This is a genomic window from Nocardia sp. Root136 (assembly GCF_001427185.1).
GTDB classification, from domain to species: Bacteria; Actinomycetota; Actinomycetes; order Mycobacteriales; family Mycobacteriaceae; genus Nocardia; species Nocardia salmonicida.
This window is the reverse complement of record NZ_LMFE01000001.1, coordinates 2,653,133-2,671,022: the sequence shown is the minus strand read 5'-3', so window position 1 is coordinate 2,671,022 and position 17,890 is coordinate 2,653,133. Positions and strand designations below refer to the sequence as shown.

Here is a 17,890-nt window from a genome sequence, read left to right as displayed (position 1 = left end):
CGGACCTAATCGTCGACGCGGGTCATCGGTGGTGGCTTCCACTTCCCCTCGAGCGCAGCCTCCTCGGGTGCGTAGAGGCGCAGAGTCAGGGAGAAAACGCCGGTCGAGGGAATGGGGAGCCAGTTGCCCGTGGGGACGGCGGGGCGTGGGTCCTGTTGTTGGACAGCTATTTCCACGGAGCCATCGGGGGCGCGGACCACGGCGGGAAAGTTGCCGACCGAGTAGATCTTGTCGGGGTTGGGGACCAGGAACCCTTGGGTGTCGTAGGCGGTGATCGTGGCGAAGGCGTCGACGGGGGGCCATTGGCCTGGTTCGAAGCGGATTCGGTAGCGCAGGGCTTCGCCTCGGTCGTCGGTGGCGGGCGCGTCCAGGTTCGCGTAGAGGACGTCGCGGATGGGGGCGAGGCCGGGCGAGAGTCTGGTGTTGGCCGCGCGGCGTAGGTAGTCGGTGCCGTAGGTGCCGCCCAGGTCGATGGGAATTTCCCAGCCGTTGACCCGGCGGGCGGTGGGGTCTTGCCAGTCGGCGATGCGGCGCTGGGCCTGGCGGACCGCTTCGTCGAGGACGTCGGCCGGAAGGTTGTCGACTACTCCGCCGGGCTGGATGTCGACCGTGGCCAGCTCGGTCATCAGCGGTGCGTCGTCGGCGGTGGGGGGATCGGCGATCATCAGCCGACAGACGCGGTTGAGATAGGTGCGGCCGTCCAGTGCCGCAATCCGTTTCGTCGGGGGTTCCGGCCCACGGTCGATCGGGTGGACGCGGCTGACCGTGCTGTCGAGTTCACCGCGGTTCCAGGCGCTCAGCGGGATCAGTTTCATCCGCTGCTGCCACTGGTTGACCTTCGGCGCGTCCTCGGTGCCGTTGATCTGGATCCGCCCGACGATCGTGCACAGCTCCGACGGCATCCGCAGCCGTGTCATCCTCGCAGGCAGCTCGCCCGTCCACTGCGGGCCGGTGAGGAGATAGGTGAAGGGCGGACCGTCGGCGTTCACGGCGGTCCGCGGATTCTTGCTGGTCAGGTCGTGCACGGTATTGCCCCACCCGTCGAGCAACTGGAAGAGCCAGAACCGGTCGGGCTCCGCCCCGGGAATCTGCAACACCATCGGCTCATCGGTCAGGTCCAGCCACGCCTGCGTGTAGACCATGTCGTTGCTGAGTCTGGCCACGCCGCGGTCGTAGGGATCGGGCAGCACGCTGTGATCGAGGCTGTTGGTCGGACCACTGGCCGCCCGCATCACGTCCATCATGATCAACGGATACCCGAAGATGTAGGCGTCGATAGCCAGGGCGAGCACATCCGGGCGACCGGTGGTGCGGACCGGCCAGGACGTCGGTTCGTCGCCACATGCGGGCAACACCGCTCCCACCGCGACCGCGGCACCGAGCCCCAGCAACGATCGCCTGGTCAGCGCGCTCGCGCGGGGATCCATGCACGCTCCGTTCGACGGCCTGATCGCCGAGCGTAGGCCGAATCGAGAACGGTCTGCCTCATACGCGACGGGTGAATTGCCTCAACCGAGCAGCACCCGCCGCATCAGGAACCCCACCCTGGCCCGGCCCGCGATCGGGTCGTCGCCGAACCGCTGACCGAGGTCGATGACCATGGCGAACGCCGCGTGCACCAGGAATCTCGCCTCGGCCGCGGAAAGCTCCGGCCGCATCTCGCGCACCAGCCGCGCCCACTCCTGCACGCTCAACCGCTGGATATTGCGCAGGACGGCACGCTCCTCGGCGGGTACGTGCCCGAACTCGGCGTAATAGACGACGGCGAGCGCTCGCTCGTTGAACGTGTCGGCCACGAACTGATCGACCAGCACGCCCAGCGCCGCGCCACTGTCGGACGTGCTCGCGACCGCGGGCCCGATCGCCCCGGACACCCGGTCCGCCGCCCGCCGGAACGCGGCGGCGAGGATATCGCTCTTGCCGCGATAGAACCGGTACACCGCCGACGCCGCCGACAATCCCGCTGCCGAGGCGATGTCCTCCACGCTGACATTGGGATAGCCGCGTTTGTGGAAGAGGTCCACCGCTTTACGAAGCAGCAGTTCGTGTTTGAACGAATCCGGAATCTCGGCGCGGGCGCCCTGCTCCGAAAAGGTTGCCGCGGGCGGCAATTCCCTGTCGGTCAGTGCCATGCAGGCCGCACCGAGCAACCTGTTCAGCGTGCGAACGGGCAGAGCCGCGTGGTGATCGGCGACGCTGGTGATCACACCGAGAACCGCCGTGGAGACCATGCGCCGCTCAGCCGTGGTCAATTCGGGTCGCAAGTCCGCCAACTGTTCGTCGAGCGCGACCAGCACCGACTCCTGCTGCTCGTCGAGCACCACTCGATCGGTCGGTTCGAGGTAGCGGCCCTCCCACCGCACCAGCCGCACCGTCGCCCGATTCTCCACGGTCGCGCCGATCAGCCCGGTCAGCATGTGCCGCAACCGTTGCGCCGCGGGCAGCGTGTCCTCGGCCGACACCACGATCGACGCGGTGAACGCCTGCCCGACCCGAAGTAACTCCTCCCGGAACAACGCGTACTTGCTGGGGTAGTGCCGGTACAGCGCGGCCGAGCTGATCCCCAGCCCGGACGCGATGTCCTCCATGCTCACCCCGTGATACCCCGCGGCCCCGAACGCCACCGCCGACGACGCCGCGATCTGCGCCCGACGATTCTTCGGCCTACGCCGCACTTCGGTCCCAGCTACCCCACGCGCCCCACGAGACTCGCTGACATTCATGCGAGAAGTGTATTAGGGCTTGTCGGGCGGGGTTATCCGGGCATACCAGTCGAGCAGCGCGGGGTCGTCGACGGCGCTGCGTTCGACCACGCGGGCGGGGTCGGCGCCCTGGAAGAGCTTCTTGATGGGGACTTCCAGTTTCTTGCCGGTTCGGGTGTGCGGGATGCCGGGGGCTTCGCGGATCTCGTCGGGGACGTGGCGGGGGGAGACCTCGGTGCGGATCGCCGTGGCGAGGCGGGTTTTCAGGTCTTCGGTGAGTTCCGCGCCTGGGGCGAGCAGCACGAACAGCGGCATCCAGTAGCCGCCGTCGGGTTGTTCGGCGCCGATCACCAGGGCCTCGGCGATCTCGGGGAACTGTTCGACGACCTGGTAGATGTCGGCGCTGCCCATCCGGATGCCGTGGCGGTTGAGGGTGGAATCGGAGCGGCCGTGCACGACGATGCTGCCGTGTTCGGTCAGGGTGATCCAGTCGCCGTGGCGCCATACGCCGGGGAAGGTGTCGAAATAGGCCGCGTGGTAGCGCTTTCCGTCGTCGTCGCGCCAGAAGCTGACCGGCATGGACGGCATGGGTGCGGTGACCACCAGCTCGCCGACCTCGCCGCGCACGGGCAGGCCCTGCTCGTCGAAGGCGTCGAGGGCGACGCCGAGATACGGCGCCGACAGCTCACCCGGCCAGACCGGCACGGTCGGCACGCCGCCGACGAACGCCGACACCACGTCGGTACCGCCGCTGATCGAGTTCACCTGAACATGCTCGCCCGCATTCTCGTTCAACCACAGCGCGCTCGACACCGGCAGCGAGGAACCGGTGATGCCGACCGAGCGCAGGGCCGACAGGTCGTGATCGGCGCGCGGCACGGAACCCGCCTTGATGCACCCGAGAACGTATCCGGGACTCGTGCCGAAAACGGTGGCGCCCACCTGGGCCGCTAGGCGCCACAGCGCATCCGGTCCGCCCGCGGTCGGGCTGCCGTCGTAGGTGACGATGGTGGAACCGGTCAGCAGCCCGGCCACCTGGAAGTTCCACATCATCCAGCTCGGGCTGGTGTACCAGAAGAACGTGTCCTCGGGGCCCATGTTCGATTGCAGCGCTACGGCTTTCAGGTGCTCGAGCAGCACGCCGCCGTGTCCGTGGACGATGCCTTTGGGCAATCCGGTGGTGCCGGAGGAGAACACGATCCACAACGGGTGATCGAAATCGACAGGGACAGTCTCGATCACGCCGAGCCCGGCGTCGGCGATCGCGTCCGTCCAGGACAGCGTGTCGGAGACCTCGAGTTCGAGCTGAGAGACGACGACGGTGGCGCGCAAGCTGGGCAGCCCGTCGCGCAAGGCCGCGATGTCGGCCCGCTTGTCGTGCTCCTTGCCACCGAAACGGTAGCCGTCGGCGGTGACCAGCACCGTCGGTTCGAGTTGGCCGAGCCGGTCGAGCGCGGCCTTGGCGGAGTAGTCCTGACCGCAGGCACTCCACACCGCGCCGATGCTCGCGGTGGCGAGGAACGCGACGATCGCTTCCGGAATATTGGGCAGGTAGCCGATCACCCGATCGCCCGCTTCGACACCCTGCTCACGCAAGGTGCGCGCGAACACCGTGACCTGCTCGATCAATTCCGACCAGGAAACCTCCCTCGGCTCGGCGTCCTCGTGCAGGGCGATCACCGCCGGGCGGCCGAACTGGGCCATCCGGATGACCTGGTCGACGTAGTTCAGCCGGGTGCCGGGAAACCACTGCGCGCCCGGCATCTCCCGCGAGCCGAGGACCTCACCGGCGGTCTCGCCGAGTTCGAAATAGTCCCACACCGCCTGCCAGAAACCGGCGATGTCGTCCACCGACCATCGCCACAGTGCCTGGTAGTCGGGGTATTCCTCGCCGGTTCGCGCGGTGACGAAGGCGGCGAAGTCGGTGATTCGGGCCGACGCGACGTCGTGTGCGTTCGGTACCCACTGCGGTTGCACCGGATGTCCTCCTCGGACTGGACTACTTCGGGTATCGGGGAGTGGTTACCCGATGTTCAGCCGGGCACGCCCGCGCGCCGGACTATCTGTTCGGCGTGCCGCAGCACCGGAGCGTCGACCATACGACCCTCGAACGCGAAGACGCCACGGTGGTCGGGCACCGCCGCCAGCACCCGGTGCGCCCAGTCGAGCTCGGCGGGGTCGGGCGCGTAGCCCGCGCGGATCACGGCGACCTGACTCGGATGGATGGCGACCTTGACGTCGAAGCCGACGGCGACGGCATCGCTCGTCTCTGCGGCGAGACCGTCGAGATCCTTGATGTCCAAGTACACCGAGTCCAGCGCGAAGCGGCCGAATGCCTTGGCCGCCAGCAGGGTCGACGAGCGCACGTGGCGGGCGACCTCCCGATAGCCACCCTCGGCGTGCCTGCTCGAGTTGCCGCCGAGTCCGGCGACCAGATCCTCGGCACCCCACATCACGCCGATGGCGTTGTCGGCCTGTACCGACTCGGTGACTCGCACCGCGCCGAGTGGCGATTCGACCAGCACGATCACCTCGTAGCCCGCGAGGCTTCGAACCTGTTCGGCCGATTCGCATTTGGGCAGCATCACCCGGCGGTAGGCGGTCTGGGCGAGGATCGCCAGATCGGCCGCGTAGTCGTCGGTGTCCGCCGCGTTGACGCGAATCACGGTGTGCTGCGGGTCGAGTGGGGTGTCGATCAGCGCCTGCCTGGCCGCGGCCTTGTCACCCGCCGCGACGCCGTCCTCGAGATCGAGGATCACCACATCGGCCACCGCGGCGGCCTTCGCGAAGCGTTCGGGGCGATCAGCGGGGCAGAACAGCCACGCGGGACCACTCGGCTGCCAGCTCATACTGCGTCCTCTCGACGGGTGCCATGCGTGGGGCGGTCGCTCATGCTGTCGGCGCCTTGCGGACCAACGTCTTGCGTACCGCCGTTGCCACGATCACGCCGTGCTGGTTGCGTGCGGTGTGCGCCAGGCTGACGATGCCCTCGCCGGGACGGCTCTTGGATTCCCGCTTGTCGGTGACCATCGTCTCGGCGTACATGGTGTCGCCGTGGAACAGCGGCGCGGGCGTGGTCATCTCGGAGAAGCCGAGGTTGCCGACCAGCGTGCCCTGGGTGAGCTGGGCGACGGAGAGCCCGACCAGGGTCGAGAGGGTGAACATCGAGTTCACCAAGCGCTGGTTGAACGGCGGCTGCGCGTCGGCGAAGGCCGCGTCCAGGTGCAGGGCCTGGGTGTTCATGGTGAGCGTGGTGAACAGGACATTGTCGGCCTCGGTGATGGTGCGGCCGGGTCGGTGCTCGTAGATCGTGCCGATCTCGAACTCCTCGAACCACAGGCCACGCTGGACCACCCGGCGTTCCTCGGTGCTCGATGGCGCCTGCTCTCGAGGCCCTGCGTGGTCACCGTCCGCTGCCGCCTCCGGGCCGCCGTGATCAGGCGCGTTCACAGACCCAGCTCCCTTGCGATCAGCATCAGCTGAACCTCCGTGGTGCCCTCGCCGATTTCCAGGATCTTGCTGTCACGGTAGTGCCTCGACACCGGGTACTCGTTCATGAACCCGTTGCCGCCGAAGATCTGGGTGGCGTCGCGGGCGTTGTCCATCGCCGCCTCGCTGGCGACCATCTTCGCGATCGACGCCGCCTTCTTGAACGGTTTGCCGGCCAGCATCAACGCGGCGGCGTCGTAGTAGGCGGTGCGCGCGACATGGGCCCGCGCCTCCATCCGGGCGATCTTGAACGCGATGGCCTGATTGCGGCCGATCGCCTGCCCGAATGCCTGACGTTCGCCCGCGTAGCGCACGCTCTCGTCCACACAGCCCTGCGCGGCGCCGACGGCGAGCGCGGCGATGGCGATGCGGCCCTCGTCGAGGATGCGCAGGAAGTTGGCGTAGCCGCGACCGCGCTCGCCGAGCAGATTCTCCTGCGGCACCCGCACATCGGTGAAGCTCAGCGGGTGGGTATCGGAAGCGTTCCAGCCGACCTTGTTGTAGGCGGGCTCGGCCACGAAACCCGGCGTGGAGGTCGGCACCAGGATGGTGGAGATCTCCTTCTTGCCGCCGGACTGCCCGGTGACCGCGGTGACGGTGACCAGTCGGGTGATGTCGGTGCCGGAGTTGGTGATGAACTGCTTGCTGCCGTTGATCACCCAGCTCTCGCCGTCCTGCACGGCGGTGGTCCTTGTACCGCCCGCGTCGCTGCCCGCGTCGGGTTCGGTGAGTCCGAAGCCCGCCAGCGCCTGCCCGCTGGTGAGCTGCGGCAGCCATTCGGTGCGCTGCTTGTCGTTGCCGAAGCGGTAGATCGGCATGGCGCCCAGCGACACGCCCGCCTCCAGGGTGATCGCCACGCTCTGATCGATCTTGCCGAGCTCCTCGAGCGCCAGGCACAGGGCGAAGTAGTCGCCGCCCATGCCGCCGAACTCCTCGGGAAACGGCAGGCCGAACAGTCCCATGTCGGCCATGCCCGCCACGACCTCGTACGGAAAGCTGTGTTCGGCATCGTGTTTCGCCGACACCGGCGCAACGACCTGGTTGGCGAAGTCGCGCACGGTCAGCGCGAGTTGGCGATATTCCTCGGGCAGCGAACCGGAGGACAGGTAGTCGGTCATGCGAGGGATCCTTCGCGCTCGGTTTCGGTGGTTTCTGCTGCGGCACCATCGGCCGCCGCGGTTTCTGTGGGATGGGCGACGACGCGTACCAGTACCTGGTCGAGCTTTACCTGGGCGCCAGGGGCGGCGAGCACCTCCACCGTGCCTGCCACCGGCGCGGTGAGCGCGTGCTCCATCTTCATGGCCTCGATGACGATCACCGGATCACCGACAGCGACGGTCGCGCCGTTCTCCACCGGCGTCGCGATCACCGAACCCGGCATGGGACTGCGGATCTCGGCGTCACCGACATGGGCGGCATCGCCGCGCACGCTCGCCTCGGCGACCTCGCGCAGAACGGCGAGGGCGCCGTCGTGGCTCACCCACAGCTGACCGTCGGCCTCGGCGATGCGGTAGGTGCGGCGCAGTCCGTCGAGAGTCGCCGCGAGACCCTCGGCAGTGACAGTGGCGGTGAGCGTGTGCGGCGCGAGTTGGGTCGATGTCGACACCTCGGCCCCCGGCTCGTCGAGCCACACAGTCGCCGAAGCCGGTGTGCCCGCGATGAAAACGTGGCGCACCTGCTCGCCCGCGGACAGTCTGATCGAGGTCGGGGCCGGTGTGCCGAGGCGCCATCCCGAGGGGACCGCCCAGGGATCGCCACCGGTGACGGGCCAGCGTCGCAGCCAGTGATGAGCTGCGGCGGCGATGAATTCGGCATCGGTGACCTCGGCGGTCACGAAGTCGGCGACGCGCCGGTCCAGCAGCGCGGTGTCGAGACGACCCGCCTGCACGTCGTCGTCGGCGAGCAGGAACCGCAGAAACTCGATATTGCTCGTCACGCCGAGCAGCACAGTCTGTTCCAGTGCCCGGTCCAGCGCGGCGAGTGCTTCGGCGCGAGTGTTGCCCCGCGCGATCACCTTCGACAGCATCGGGTCGTAGTCGCTACCGACCACGGTGCCTACCGACAGCCCCGAATCCACCCGCACGCCAGCGCCTTCGGGCTCCGACAGCGCGAGTACGGTGCCGCCGGTCGGCAGGAACCCGCGGCCCGGGTCCTCCGCGTAGACGCGTGCCTCGATAGCGTGCCCGACGAGGTGGACCTCGTCCTGGGTGCGCGCCAGCTTCTGGCCCGCGGCCACCCGCACCTGGCACTCCACCAGATCGACGCCGGTGACCAGCTCGGTCACCGGATGTTCCACCTGCAGGCGGGTATTCATCTCCATGAAGAAGAACTCGTCCGGCTGGTCGGCCGAGACGATGAACTCCACGGTGCCCGCGCCCACATAGTCCACGCTGCGGGCGGTATTGCAGGCGGCGGTGCCGATCCGCGCTCTGGTCTGCGCGTCCAGCAGTGGTGACGGCGCTTCCTCGATCACCTTCTGGTGCCTGCGCTGCAAGCTGCACTCGCGCTCGCCCAGGTGCACCACATTGCCGAACTTGTCGGCCAGGACCTGTACCTCGATGTGGCGGGGCCGGTTGACGAACCGTTCGAGGAACAGGGTGTCGTCGCCGAAGGCCGCACCGGCTTCGCGCCGGGCGCTCACCAGCGCGGCAGGCAGATCGGCGGGGTCGGCGACTCGGCGCATGCCCTTGCCGCCGCCACCGGCGGAGGGCTTCACGAGTACCGGATAGCCGATTTCTGTCGCGGCGGCGATCAGTTGGTCATCGGTCAGGCCGGGCTCGGCGATGCCGGGCACCACAGGAACCCCGAACGCCGTCACCGTCTTCTTCGCGGTGATCTTGTCGCCCATCACCTCGATCGCCTTGGCCGGCGGGCCGAGGAACACGATGCCCGCGTCGGACAGCGCCGCCGCGAAGGCCGAATTCTCCGACAGGAAGCCATAACCCGGATGCACAGCCTGCGCACCGGACCGAACGGCGGCGTCGACGACCTTCTCGATCGACAGGTAGCTCTCGCGTGCCGGCGCGGGCCCGAGCCGCACCGCGACATCGGCCTCACGCACATGGCGCGCGTCGGCGTCGGCGTCGCTGTAGACCGCGACCGAGCGAATGCCCATGGCGCGCAGCGTCTTGATCACTCGCACCGCGATCTCGCCACGATTGGCGACCAGGACGGTGTCGAATTCGACGGGGTGGTTCTTGTTCAGCATGTCGCTCACATCCGGAAGACGCCGTAGGAAACGGGTTCGAGCGGCGCTTGCGCGCACACCGAAAGGGCAAGGCCGAGCGCGGTTCTGGTGTCGGAAGGCGCGATCACGCCGTCGTCCCAGATGCGTGCGGTCGCGTAGTAGGGGTTGCCCTGGGTCTCGTACTGCTCGCGGATCGGGGCTTTGAACGCCTCCTGATCCTCGGCCGACCACGGCTTGCCCGCATTGTCGAGCTGATCGCCGCGGACCGTCGCCAGCACCGACGCGGCCTGTTCGCCACCCATCACCGAGATGCGCGCGTTGGGCCACATCCACAGGAAGCGAGGCGAATACGCGCGCCCGCACATGGAGTAGTTGCCCGCGCCGTAGGAGCCGCCGATCACGACCGTGAGCTTGGGCACCCGCGCGCACGCGACGGCGGTGACCATCTTCGCGCCGTGCTTGGCGATGCCGCCCGCCTCGTAGTCGCGCCCGACCATGAAGCCGGTGATGTTCTGCAGGAACAGCAGCGGGATCTTGCGCTTGTCGCACAGTTCGATGAAATGCGCGCCCTTCATGGCGGATTCGCTGAACAGCACGCCGTTGTTGGCGACGATGCCGACGGGATGGCCGTGGATACGCGCGAAGCCGGTGACCAGGGTCTTGCCGTATTCGGCCTTGAACTCCTGGAAACCGCTCTCGCCGTCGACGATGCGGTCGATGACCTCGCGCACGTCATAGGGCGTGCGCGGGTCGACGGGGACCACGTCGTAGAGCTCGTCCTCCGGCTTGGCGGGCGGGGTACTCGGCAGTACCTCCCACGGCGCCTCGGGGCGCGGGCCGAGCGTGGCGACGATATTGCGGACGATGCGCAGCGCGTCGCGGTCGTCGTCGGCCAGGTGGTCGGTGACGCCGGAGGTGCGCGAATGCAGCAGGCCGCCGCCGAGGTCCTCGGCGGTGACGATCTCGCCGGTCGCCGCCTTCACCAGCGGCGGGCCGCCGAGGAAGATGGTGCCCTGGTCGCGCACGATCACGGCCTCGTCGGCCATCGCGGGCACGTACGCGCCACCGGCGGTGCACGAACCCATCACCGCCGCGATCTGGGCGATGCCCTTGGCGCTCATGTTCGCCTGGTTGTAGAAGATGCGGCCGAAGTGCTCGCGGTCGGGGAACACCTCGTCCTGGTGTGGCAGGAAGGCGCCGCCGGAGTCCACGAGGTACACGCAAGGCAGGTTGTTCTGCGCGGCCACCTCCTGCGCGCGCAGGTGCTTCTTCACCGAGATCGGGTAGTAGGTACCGCCCTTGACCGTGGCGTCGTTGGCCAGAATCAGACACTCGCGGCCCGCGATGCGGCCGATGCCCGCGATCACGCCCGCGCCGGGGCACTCGTCGCCGTACATGCCGTCGGCCGCCAGCGGGGACAGTTCGAGAAAGGGGCTGCCGGGGTCGAGCAACTGGTCGACGCGCTCGCGGGGGAGCAGCTTGCCCCTGGCCACGTGGCGTTCGCGGGACTTCTGCGGACCACCGAGCGCGGCTGTGGCCAGCCGCTGCCGCAGATCCGCGACCAGGGCGCCGTGCGTATCCCGGTTGCTCGTCGCGGCCACGGTGCCGTCTTCGGTCTCGTGCGTAACCGTCATCGCGCCCATTCTCTCATTCGGTTAATCGCTAATAACTGAAATTCAGGTTAATCTTCACTAACCAAGTTGTCCAGAGGGGGCGGCCACAATGTCGACTAGCGAGCCTGTCCAGGTGACCCGGCGCGAGCAGCTCAAAGCTCAGCGTCGCGAACAGCTGCTCGCCGCGGGCGCCCGTCTCATCGCCGACCGCGGCTTCTTCGGCGTGCGTCTGGACGACCTCGGCGCGGCAGTCGGCATCAGCGGCCCCGCCGTCTACCGGCACTTCGCGAACAAAGAGGCGCTGCTGGTCGAACTCCTGGTCGGCATCAGTGAGCGTCTGCTCTCGGGCGGTCGCGCCGTCGTCGACGAATCGCCGTCGGCCGCCTCGGCGCTGACGGCCCTGGTCGACTTCCACCTCGACTTCGCCTTCGGTAATCCCGAACTCATCCGCATCCAGGACCGCGACCTCGACAATGTGCCCGCCAACGACCGCCGGATCCTGCGCCGCACCCAGCGCCAATACGTCGAGATCTGGGTGGGCGTCCTGCGCGAACTGAACCCCGATCTCCCCGAGGAAGCCGCCCGTATTCAGGCCCACGCCGCCTTCGGCCTGATCAACTCCACCCCGCACAGCGCGTCGGCGGCGAGCGCTTCGCGGGCCCGTCCGGTGCTCAGGCAGATGGCTTTGGCGGCGTTGTCGGCAGGACATTGATCAGGACAAAGGCCACGGCCACAGCGACGACCACCTGGGGGGTCACCGAGATGCCGTCGGTACCGAGCAACAGCACACCCAGCAGCGCTGAGGTCAACGGGAGGCGCAGCATCACCGCGCACATCGCCCCGATGCCCATCGCGATCGCCGGGCCCATACTCATACCCGGCAGCCCGCTCATCGCGATGCCGAGAACGGCGCCGATGAAGATCGACGGGAAGACCGGTCCGCCACGAAACGCACTCAACGAAATCGAATAGGCAACCGTTTTGCAGAGACCGAGCAGAAGCAGGACACCCACCGAATAGTCGGCGGCGTGGGCGACGAGTTCGGGTAGGGCGTCCTGTCCGGAGAACAACACCTGGTTGAAGCTGTTCCCGGAAATCAGCTGGTAGGCGGTGGCGGTAAGACCGACGAGCAACCCGAGCATTGCCGTCACGAGGATGCGATGGGTGTGTACGAGCGGTCGAAGTGCCAGCCCGCCCCAGCGGATCGCCCAGCCGAGGAGCGCCGCGATCGCACCGACGACGACAGCCCAGCACATCGTGGCCACAGTGGGGTTCACCGCCGCCGGGACGGATGTCAGCGCGAGGGAGAACGTGCCGAGTCCGGTGAGACTGTCGAGTCCGACGAAGACGACGGCGCCGATACCGGAGGCGAGCAGTCCCGGTACCGCGACGAGACTCAGCGTCGCGCCGCCGATTCCGGCGGCTTCCATGATCAGGAACGCCGCCAGGATCGGGGAGCCGAACAGGGTGCTGATGGCGGTGAAGCTGCCCGCCGACGCCATGATCACCAGCGCCATCGGAGGCGCGTCCTTCTTCAGCAGGTGCACCGTGAGCACTGCGAGTCCGCCGCCGATCGCGATCAGCGGGGCCTCCGGACCGAGAACGGCACCCAGGCTGAGCGTGGCCAGTGCCGCCAGGATGATGCCCGGCAATTCCTTGTCGACCGGCGTGCCTCCGGCGTGGAACCCGAATGCCGGAGAGTGACCGGCGTTGCCTGGCAGATAGCGAATGGTCGCACCGGTCAACACGCCGCAGAGCACCAACCAGGGCAGCGGCCACCATGATGGCGTGCCACCGGAGAAGACGTCACCCGGGAGGTCGCTGAAGAGGAACTGCTGGATCTTCGTTACCGCGGCCAGGAAGCCATACGCGACCAACGAGATCGGTATGCCCAGAGCCGCCGCCAGCAGTAGAGCCACGAGGTACCGCTTGGAGCGCATGACCGCAACCGGATCGACGTCCGGGGCATGCGTATCCGCCATCACACCTCCATGACCGAATCCCCACGATGAGGAGCGAAGTCAGCCTGTCAGCCCGACTCGGTCCTGTCCTCACCCGAAGCGGGTGAAGCTTCGATCTGGTTCCAGAGCCAGCCGGGGCCGACGGTTTCGGCGCCATGGGCTTCGACTCTGGTGCGGAGTTCGCGGTCGGCGGTGACGACGGTGATCTTTTCGTGGGAATCGGGCTCGGCGACCACGTCGACGATCTTGTCGTCACCCGACCGGTCGGCGAGGACCACCTTCAGCCGCGGCGCGGAGGGTTCGGCGCCGTCGGCGGCGGCTTTGGCCGCGCCTTCGAGGACGACGGTGACCGCGGTGGTCTCGGGCAGGCGGGTTATCAGGTTCGCCAGGTCGGAGAGAAGCCTGCGCGCGGCACCCGCGCGGTCCTTCCACCAACCGTTGGGGCGCGAGCCGATGACATTGGCCGCATCCACCACGATGAGATGCCTCGGATCGCTCATGGGCCCAGTCTGCCCGGTGGCGGAACGGTCAGGCGTCAGGCGGGCGCGACCACGTCGACGTCGGTGAGGCGGCCGTCGGTCATGCGGTAGACCGCGTCCATGCGGTGCAGGTGGGTCGGGTCATGGGTGACCAGGATGGTGGCGGCGCGGTGTTCGCGGGCGATGGTGGTGATCAGGGCGATGATCGCGGCGCCGCGTTCGGAATCCAGCGCGCTGGTTGGTTCGTCGACCACGAGCAGGGCGGGGTCGTTCATCAGGGCTCGGGCGATGTTGACGCGCTGGCGTTGGCCGCCGGAGAGCTGGGCGGGACGTTTGTGAGCCTGTTCGGTCAGCCCTACCGCTTCGAGTAGTTCCTTTGCGCGGGAATTGGTTTCACTACGCGAAGCTCGCTTCGGTCCGCCGAGGTGGGCGGTCACTTCCAGCTGCTCGACGGCGGTGAGCGACGGGATGAGATTCGGTTGCTGGAAGACGATGCCCATCGAGGTCCGGCGAGCCGTGGCGGCCGCTCGGCGGCTCAGCTCGGCCAGATCGATAGTGGCCGAATCTGTTTCGAGCACAACCGTGCCCGAGTCGGGCCGGATCAGGGTCGCGGCGACGGCGAGCAGGCTCGACTTTCCTGAGCCGGACGCGCCGGTCACCGCGGCGATGGTCCCGCCGGGGACGTGCATGTTCACTCGGTCGAGGGCGGTGAGACGGTCGGCGCCATCAGGGTAGGTGAGGGTTACGTCGGTGAGAGTGATTGCCACGGTGGATCCTTCGGTTGGTCGCGTGGTGCACCGGATCGGCGGCGCGACTGCGGCGTCGGTGCGGGCGACGGTCGTCATGGGTTCGTCAGCGGGTCGCGCCGAGCGCGGTCAGCGGGTCGGTGGTGAACAGGAAGCGCAGGGCGACAGCGGCGCCGACGAGGCCGAGGACGATCAAGGCCAGCGCGGGGACCAGGGTCGTCGCGGGACTGAGCACGAAAGGCATTGCCTCGCCGAGGAACAGGGAGGCGAGGGCGGTGATCGCCAGGCCCGCCGTGACGCCCGCGGTCAGGACGATCGCGGCTTGGGCGAGGGCATCGCGAACCAATGAGCCGGTGGTCGCGCCGAGCGCCTTCAAGGTGGCGATGTCGGGTTGGCGCTGCACGGTCCAGACCGTGAAGAAGGCCCCGATCACCAGCGCCGAGATGGCGAACAGCAGCACGGTCATCAGGGTGAGTGAACTGTTCTCGGCCTGGTAGGAGCCGATCGCCTGGACGGCATCCTCGGCGGGCAGCGAGTGCGTTCCGGCTTCGGCGTCGAGGCCGCCGGGGACATCGCCGGTCACCGCGAGCACGGTCGCGGCACCGGCGCGCGGGCTGGCTGCCTGCCAGTCCTGCATGCTCGTCCAGATCACGGGGGTATGGCTGTACCACTCGTCACCGGCGACGTCGGCGACGGTGAACTCGTGGCCCGCCAGCAGCACGACGTCACCGGTACCCGCCGACAGCTCACGAGCCGCCGCCGAACTCAGCACCACGGCGCCGGGGGCGGTAGCAGGGCGATTGCTGAACGCCGACGGGTCGCCGCCGAACAACGCGACCTGCGTCGGGCTGGCGCCGGCGTGCTCGGCCCTCGTGCGTGAGATGCCGATCGGGGTCGCGTCCGCAGATTGCCACTGCGAGATCTGCTGCTCGGTGAGCACCGACGAGTCGAAGGACGGATCGGCCCCGGTCTCGGCGAAAACCACCTGGTCGGCGTCGATGCCCTGGACCGCGGAGATGTTCTGGTGCGCGAGCCCGGCGGTGAGACCGCTGAGGAAGCTCACCAGCACCGCCACCAACAGCACGACGGTGGTGATGAGCAGGAAGCGGCCACGGGCGGCTCGGAGATCTCGGAGTGCGACGAACATGACTCCACTCTGTCGATCTCGTCTGCCGACGCCATCGCACCGGCGCACGAAACGCCGTCCATCCAAGGTCTGGCGGCGTTTACATCTTTCGATGGATGCCCGTGTGGTTGCCGCACATAAGCTGGTCGACGTGCACTCGTCCCCCCTGACCCCGGTGGTCACCACTCTGCGCCTCGGCCTGCATGTGCTGGTGACGGTGCTGGCGGTGGTGGTCGCGGTGCGTGCGTTGCTGCCCGACGGCGGCGGTCACGGTATCGCGGTGGTCGCGCTGACGGTGGTGTGGTTGCTGGTCTATTTCGCGGGGACCGAGTTTCCTCGCTCGCGTTCGCGGACGGTTCCCGATGGAGCGGTGTGGGTGTGGCTGGCGGCGTTGACCGTGTTGTGGCTGGTCTTGCTCGCGCTCACTCCTGATGCGGTCTACCTCGCGTTCGGGCTGTTCTTCGTCTACCTGCACCTGCTGCCACGGCCGTGGAGTCTGGTCGCGGTGGTCTCGGCGACGGCGGTCGGTGTACTCGGGTTCGCGGCGCATCGTGGTTGGTCCGCGGGCGCGGTGGTGGGGCCGGTGCTCGGCGCGTTGGTGGCGATCGGGATCGGGCTCGGCTATCAGGCCCTGCATCGTGAGGCGGTCGATCGGGAGCGGTTGATCGACGAATTGATCGGCACCAGAGCGATTCTCGCGGAACAGGAACGAACAGCGGGCAAGCTCGCCGAGCGCGAACGCCTGGCCAAGGAAATCCACGACACCGTCGCCCAGGGGCTGAGCAGCATCCAACTACTCCTGCACGCCGCCGAGCAGGCCGCACCGGATCATCCTGCGCTGGATCGTATTCGGCTCGCACGCGAGACCGCCGCCGAAGATCTGGCCGAAACCCGAAGGCTCATCGACGAATTGTCGCCCGCCGCGCTGGACGGACAATCGCTCGCCGAAGCGCTGGAACGTATTTGCCTTCGCGCGCAGTCGCCGACACTGTCCACGCAGCTGCTCGTCGAGGGTGAACCGGAACGACTGCCGATGCCGGTCGAGGCGGCCCTGGTGCGGATCGCGCAGAGCGCGGTGGCCAATGTGGTCCAGCACGCGCAGGCCGCGCGCATGCGGGTCACCCTCACCTACGGCGACACCGACGCGCACTTGGACATCGTCGACGACGGGATCGGGATCGACCCGGATATGTTGCGCCACCCTCGATCCGGCGCGTTCGGCCTCGCCGCCATGCGCAGTCGCGTCGAGCAACAGGGCGGTGCGATGACCGTCGAATCCGAACCCGGCCATACCGCCGTGACGGTGTCCTTCCCGCTCGGATCCGCCTCATGATCCGCCTTCTCCTCGCCGACGACCACGCCATCGTCCGCGCGGGTCTTCGCGCGCTCCTCGACGCCGCCGCCGACATCACCGTCGTCGGCGATGTCGCGGATGCCGACGCGGCAGTGGCCTTTTGCGCCGCCACCCCCGTCGACCTCGTCCTCATGGACCTGCGTTTCGGCGAGGGCCGCTCCGGCGCTTCCGCCACCGCCGACCTGCGCGCCCTCCCCACCCCACCGAACGTCCTCGTCGTCACCAATTACGACACCGACGCCGACATCCTCGGCGCCATCGAAGCAGGCGCCGTCGGCTACCTCCTCAAGGACACCCCACCCACCGAACTCCTCGCCGCCGTCCGCGCCGCCGCAGCGGGCGAAAGCGTCCTCTCCCCAACAGTCGCCTCCCGCCTGATGACCAGAGTCCGCCGAGCCGACACCACCCTGAGCCCCCGCGAAGTAGAAGTCCTCCGCCTGGTAGCCGCGGGCCTGTCCAACCGCGACATCGCCAAACAACTGTTCCTCAGCGAGACAACAGTGAAGTCCCACCTCGTCCACATCTACGCCAAACTGGGCGTCAAGTCCCGAACCTCCGCCGTCGCGACCGCTAGACAAAGCGGTGCGATCTGACCGTCGACATGCACCTTTCACCTTCGCCGCCACCTCCAGCGCTGCGTTTACCCTGAGTGCATGGCCTCTCTGTCTGATCCCAAGGTGCTCGAATTTCTTTCCCACGGAACGCGAACGGGCAAGGTGGCGTTCGCTGCCGCCGATGGGCGTCCGTTGGTGACTCCGGTGTGGTTCATCGTCGAAGGTGACGAGCTGGTTTTCAATACGGGTAAGAACTCGGCCAAGGGGCGGGCTTTCGCGCGTGATCCCCGCGTCGCGGTGTGCGTCGATCTCGAGGAACCGCCGTATGGGCTGGTCGAGGTGCAGGGGACGGTCACGCTGTCCGAAGACCTCGATGAGCTGGTGCGCACGGCCACCGACATCGCCGCCCGGTACATGGGGCCGGACAAGGCGGAGGAGTTCGGCAAGCGCAATGGGGTGGCCGGTGAGCTCGTGGTCCGGGTTCGGCCGACCAAGATCATCGCGCAGTTCGATATGACCGGTTAGGCCGTCGCTGACTCGCGAGTAGACAGCACGAACTGTTTGCCCGGATCGACCATTTTTCGCACGGTCGCGCCTTTCGAATATTCGCCGAGGGCAGTCATATTCCATCCGTGCGCGGCGCGGGTGAGCATCGCCAGGAACACCACCCCCATGGTCG

General features: G+C 67.9%; 17 protein-coding genes. 4 read left to right on the top strand and 13 right to left on the bottom strand.

Going from position 1 to position 17,890, the window contains the following annotated elements; genetic code table 11:
* Positions 1-5: 5 nt before the first annotated feature.
* The 8 genes from ASD42_RS12205 to ASD42_RS12170 all read right to left on the bottom strand — a co-directional run bounded on the left by ASD42_RS12205 (position 6) and on the right by ASD42_RS12170 (position 11,012).
* Entirely contained in the window at positions 6-1,427 is a 1,422-nt protein-coding gene (locus tag ASD42_RS12205) for a DUF1254 domain-containing protein (RefSeq protein ID WP_056814153.1), read from the bottom strand.
* Positions 1,428-1,508: 81 nt separating this feature from the next.
* Positions 1,509-2,723, bottom strand: a complete 1,215-nt coding sequence (locus ASD42_RS12200) for a TetR/AcrR family transcriptional regulator (RefSeq protein WP_056814150.1) — start codon at positions 2,721-2,723, stop codon at positions 1,509-1,511.
* Positions 2,724-2,735: 12 nt separating this feature from the next.
* A complete protein-coding gene (locus ASD42_RS12195) occupies positions 2,736-4,679 on the bottom strand; it encodes an acetoacetate--CoA ligase (RefSeq protein ID WP_056814147.1) in 1,944 nt (647 codons plus the stop codon).
* A 56-nt stretch (positions 4,680-4,735) separates the two neighbouring features.
* Positions 4,736-5,551 (bottom strand): HpcH/HpaI aldolase/citrate lyase family protein, encoded by an 816-nt coding sequence (locus ASD42_RS12190; protein WP_056814144.1) that lies wholly within the window; start codon positions 5,549-5,551, stop codon positions 4,736-4,738.
* Between the two features lie 40 nt (positions 5,552-5,591).
* Positions 5,592-6,056 carry a MaoC family dehydratase gene (locus ASD42_RS12185; RefSeq protein ID WP_056814141.1) on the bottom strand — a complete coding sequence of 155 codons (465 nt, stop codon included), beginning with the start codon at positions 6,054-6,056 and terminating at the stop codon, positions 5,592-5,594.
* A 92-nt stretch (positions 6,057-6,148) separates the two neighbouring features.
* Positions 6,149-7,309, bottom strand: coding sequence for an acyl-CoA dehydrogenase family protein (locus ASD42_RS12180; RefSeq protein ID WP_056814138.1), 1,161 nt, complete (start codon positions 7,307-7,309; stop codon positions 6,149-6,151).
* Positions 7,306-9,399, bottom strand: a complete 2,094-nt coding sequence (locus ASD42_RS12175; protein ID WP_056816168.1) for an acetyl-CoA carboxylase biotin carboxylase subunit — start codon at positions 9,397-9,399, stop codon at positions 7,306-7,308. Before ASD42_RS12175 ends, ASD42_RS12180 begins: the two co-directional genes overlap by 4 nt.
* A 5-nt stretch (positions 9,400-9,404) precedes the next feature.
* Positions 9,405-11,012: a carboxyl transferase domain-containing protein gene (locus ASD42_RS12170; protein WP_235569388.1), complete on the bottom strand. Its 1,608-nt coding sequence runs from the start codon at positions 11,010-11,012 to the stop codon at positions 9,405-9,407.
* A gap of 88 nt (positions 11,013-11,100) precedes the next feature.
* Here ASD42_RS12170 and ASD42_RS12165 point away from each other — a divergent pair, with 88 nt between their 5' ends.
* Positions 11,101-11,703 (top strand): SACE_7040 family transcriptional regulator, encoded by a 603-nt coding sequence (locus ASD42_RS12165; protein ID WP_056814135.1) that lies wholly within the window; start codon positions 11,101-11,103, stop codon positions 11,701-11,703.
* On the opposite strand, the gene ASD42_RS12160 is transcribed toward ASD42_RS12165, so the two are convergent.
* The 4 genes from ASD42_RS12160 to ASD42_RS12145 form a co-directional block, all read right to left on the bottom strand.
* Positions 11,663-12,973, bottom strand: a complete 1,311-nt coding sequence (locus ASD42_RS12160; RefSeq protein ID WP_056814132.1) for a chloride channel protein — start codon at positions 12,971-12,973, stop codon at positions 11,663-11,665. The genes ASD42_RS12165 and ASD42_RS12160 overlap by 41 nt on opposite strands.
* 47 nt (positions 12,974-13,020) lie before the next feature.
* Entirely contained in the window at positions 13,021-13,452 is a 432-nt protein-coding gene (locus ASD42_RS12155; RefSeq protein WP_056814129.1) for an NYN domain-containing protein, read from the bottom strand.
* Between the two features lie 35 nt (positions 13,453-13,487).
* On the bottom strand, positions 13,488-14,198 hold the full coding sequence (locus ASD42_RS12150; protein ID WP_056816162.1) for an ABC transporter ATP-binding protein: 711 nt from the start codon (positions 14,196-14,198) through the stop codon (positions 13,488-13,490).
* A gap of 85 nt (positions 14,199-14,283) precedes the next feature.
* Positions 14,284-15,324 carry an ABC transporter permease gene (locus tag ASD42_RS12145; protein WP_056814127.1) on the bottom strand — a complete coding sequence of 347 codons (1,041 nt, stop codon included), beginning with the start codon at positions 15,322-15,324 and terminating at the stop codon, positions 14,284-14,286.
* Positions 15,325-15,454: 130 nt separating this feature from the next.
* Here ASD42_RS12145 and ASD42_RS12140 point away from each other — a divergent pair, with 130 nt between their 5' ends.
* The 3 genes from ASD42_RS12140 to ASD42_RS12130 are packed head-to-tail and all read left to right on the top strand — an operon-like array spanning position 15,455 to position 17,736.
* On the top strand, positions 15,455-16,636 hold the full coding sequence (locus ASD42_RS12140) for an ATP-binding protein (protein ID WP_056816159.1): 1,182 nt from the start codon (positions 15,455-15,457) through the stop codon (positions 16,634-16,636).
* The gene (locus ASD42_RS12135) at positions 16,633-17,250 is read left to right on the top strand and encodes a LuxR C-terminal-related transcriptional regulator (RefSeq protein WP_056814123.1); all 618 of its coding nucleotides are present in this window, start codon (positions 16,633-16,635) and stop codon (positions 17,248-17,250) included. The genes ASD42_RS12140 and ASD42_RS12135 overlap by 4 nt, the downstream gene beginning before the upstream one ends.
* Before the next feature lie 60 nt (positions 17,251-17,310).
* On the top strand, positions 17,311-17,736 hold the full coding sequence (locus tag ASD42_RS12130; RefSeq protein ID WP_056814116.1) for a PPOX class F420-dependent oxidoreductase: 426 nt from the start codon (positions 17,311-17,313) through the stop codon (positions 17,734-17,736).
* Here the strand turns inward: ASD42_RS12130 and ASD42_RS34355 are convergent.
* On the bottom strand, positions 17,733-17,885 hold the full coding sequence (locus tag ASD42_RS34355) for a hypothetical protein (RefSeq protein WP_156677430.1): 153 nt from the start codon (positions 17,883-17,885) through the stop codon (positions 17,733-17,735). The genes ASD42_RS12130 and ASD42_RS34355 overlap by 4 nt on opposite strands.
* Positions 17,886-17,890 lie beyond the last annotated feature (5 nt).

Bases quoted from the DNA above. Each gene is read 5' to 3' on its own strand.
- ASD42_RS12180 (WP_056814138.1), bottom strand. From the start codon at position 7,309: ATGACCGACTACCTGTCCTCCGGTTCGCTGCCCGAGGAATATCGCCAA.
- ASD42_RS12170 (WP_235569388.1), bottom strand. From the start codon at position 11,012: ATGACGGTTACGCACGAGACCGAAGACGGCACCGTGGCCGCGACGAGC.
- ASD42_RS12200 (WP_056814150.1), bottom strand. From the start codon at position 2,723: ATGAATGTCAGCGAGTCTCGTGGGGCGCGTGGGGTAGCTGGGACCGAA.
- ASD42_RS12175 (WP_056816168.1), bottom strand. From the start codon at position 9,399: ATGCTGAACAAGAACCACCCCGTCGAATTCGACACCGTCCTGGTCGCC.
- ASD42_RS12160 (WP_056814132.1), bottom strand. From the start codon at position 12,973: ATGGCGGATACGCATGCCCCGGACGTCGATCCGGTTGCGGTCATGCGC.
- ASD42_RS12130 (WP_056814116.1), top strand. From the start codon at position 17,311: ATGGCCTCTCTGTCTGATCCCAAGGTGCTCGAATTTCTTTCCCACGGA.
- ASD42_RS34355 (WP_156677430.1), bottom strand. From the start codon at position 17,885: ATGGGGGTGGTGTTCCTGGCGATGCTCACCCGCGCCGCGCACGGATGG.
- ASD42_RS12190 (WP_056814144.1), bottom strand. From the start codon at position 5,551: ATGAGCTGGCAGCCGAGTGGTCCCGCGTGGCTGTTCTGCCCCGCTGAT.
- ASD42_RS12135 (WP_056814123.1), top strand. From the start codon at position 16,633: ATGATCCGCCTTCTCCTCGCCGACGACCACGCCATCGTCCGCGCGGGT.
- ASD42_RS12165 (WP_056814135.1), top strand. From the start codon at position 11,101: ATGTCGACTAGCGAGCCTGTCCAGGTGACCCGGCGCGAGCAGCTCAAA.
- ASD42_RS12145 (WP_056814127.1), bottom strand. From the start codon at position 15,324: ATGTTCGTCGCACTCCGAGATCTCCGAGCCGCCCGTGGCCGCTTCCTG.
- ASD42_RS12155 (WP_056814129.1), bottom strand. From the start codon at position 13,452: ATGAGCGATCCGAGGCATCTCATCGTGGTGGATGCGGCCAATGTCATC.
- ASD42_RS12205 (WP_056814153.1), bottom strand. From the start codon at position 1,427: ATGGATCCCCGCGCGAGCGCGCTGACCAGGCGATCGTTGCTGGGGCTC.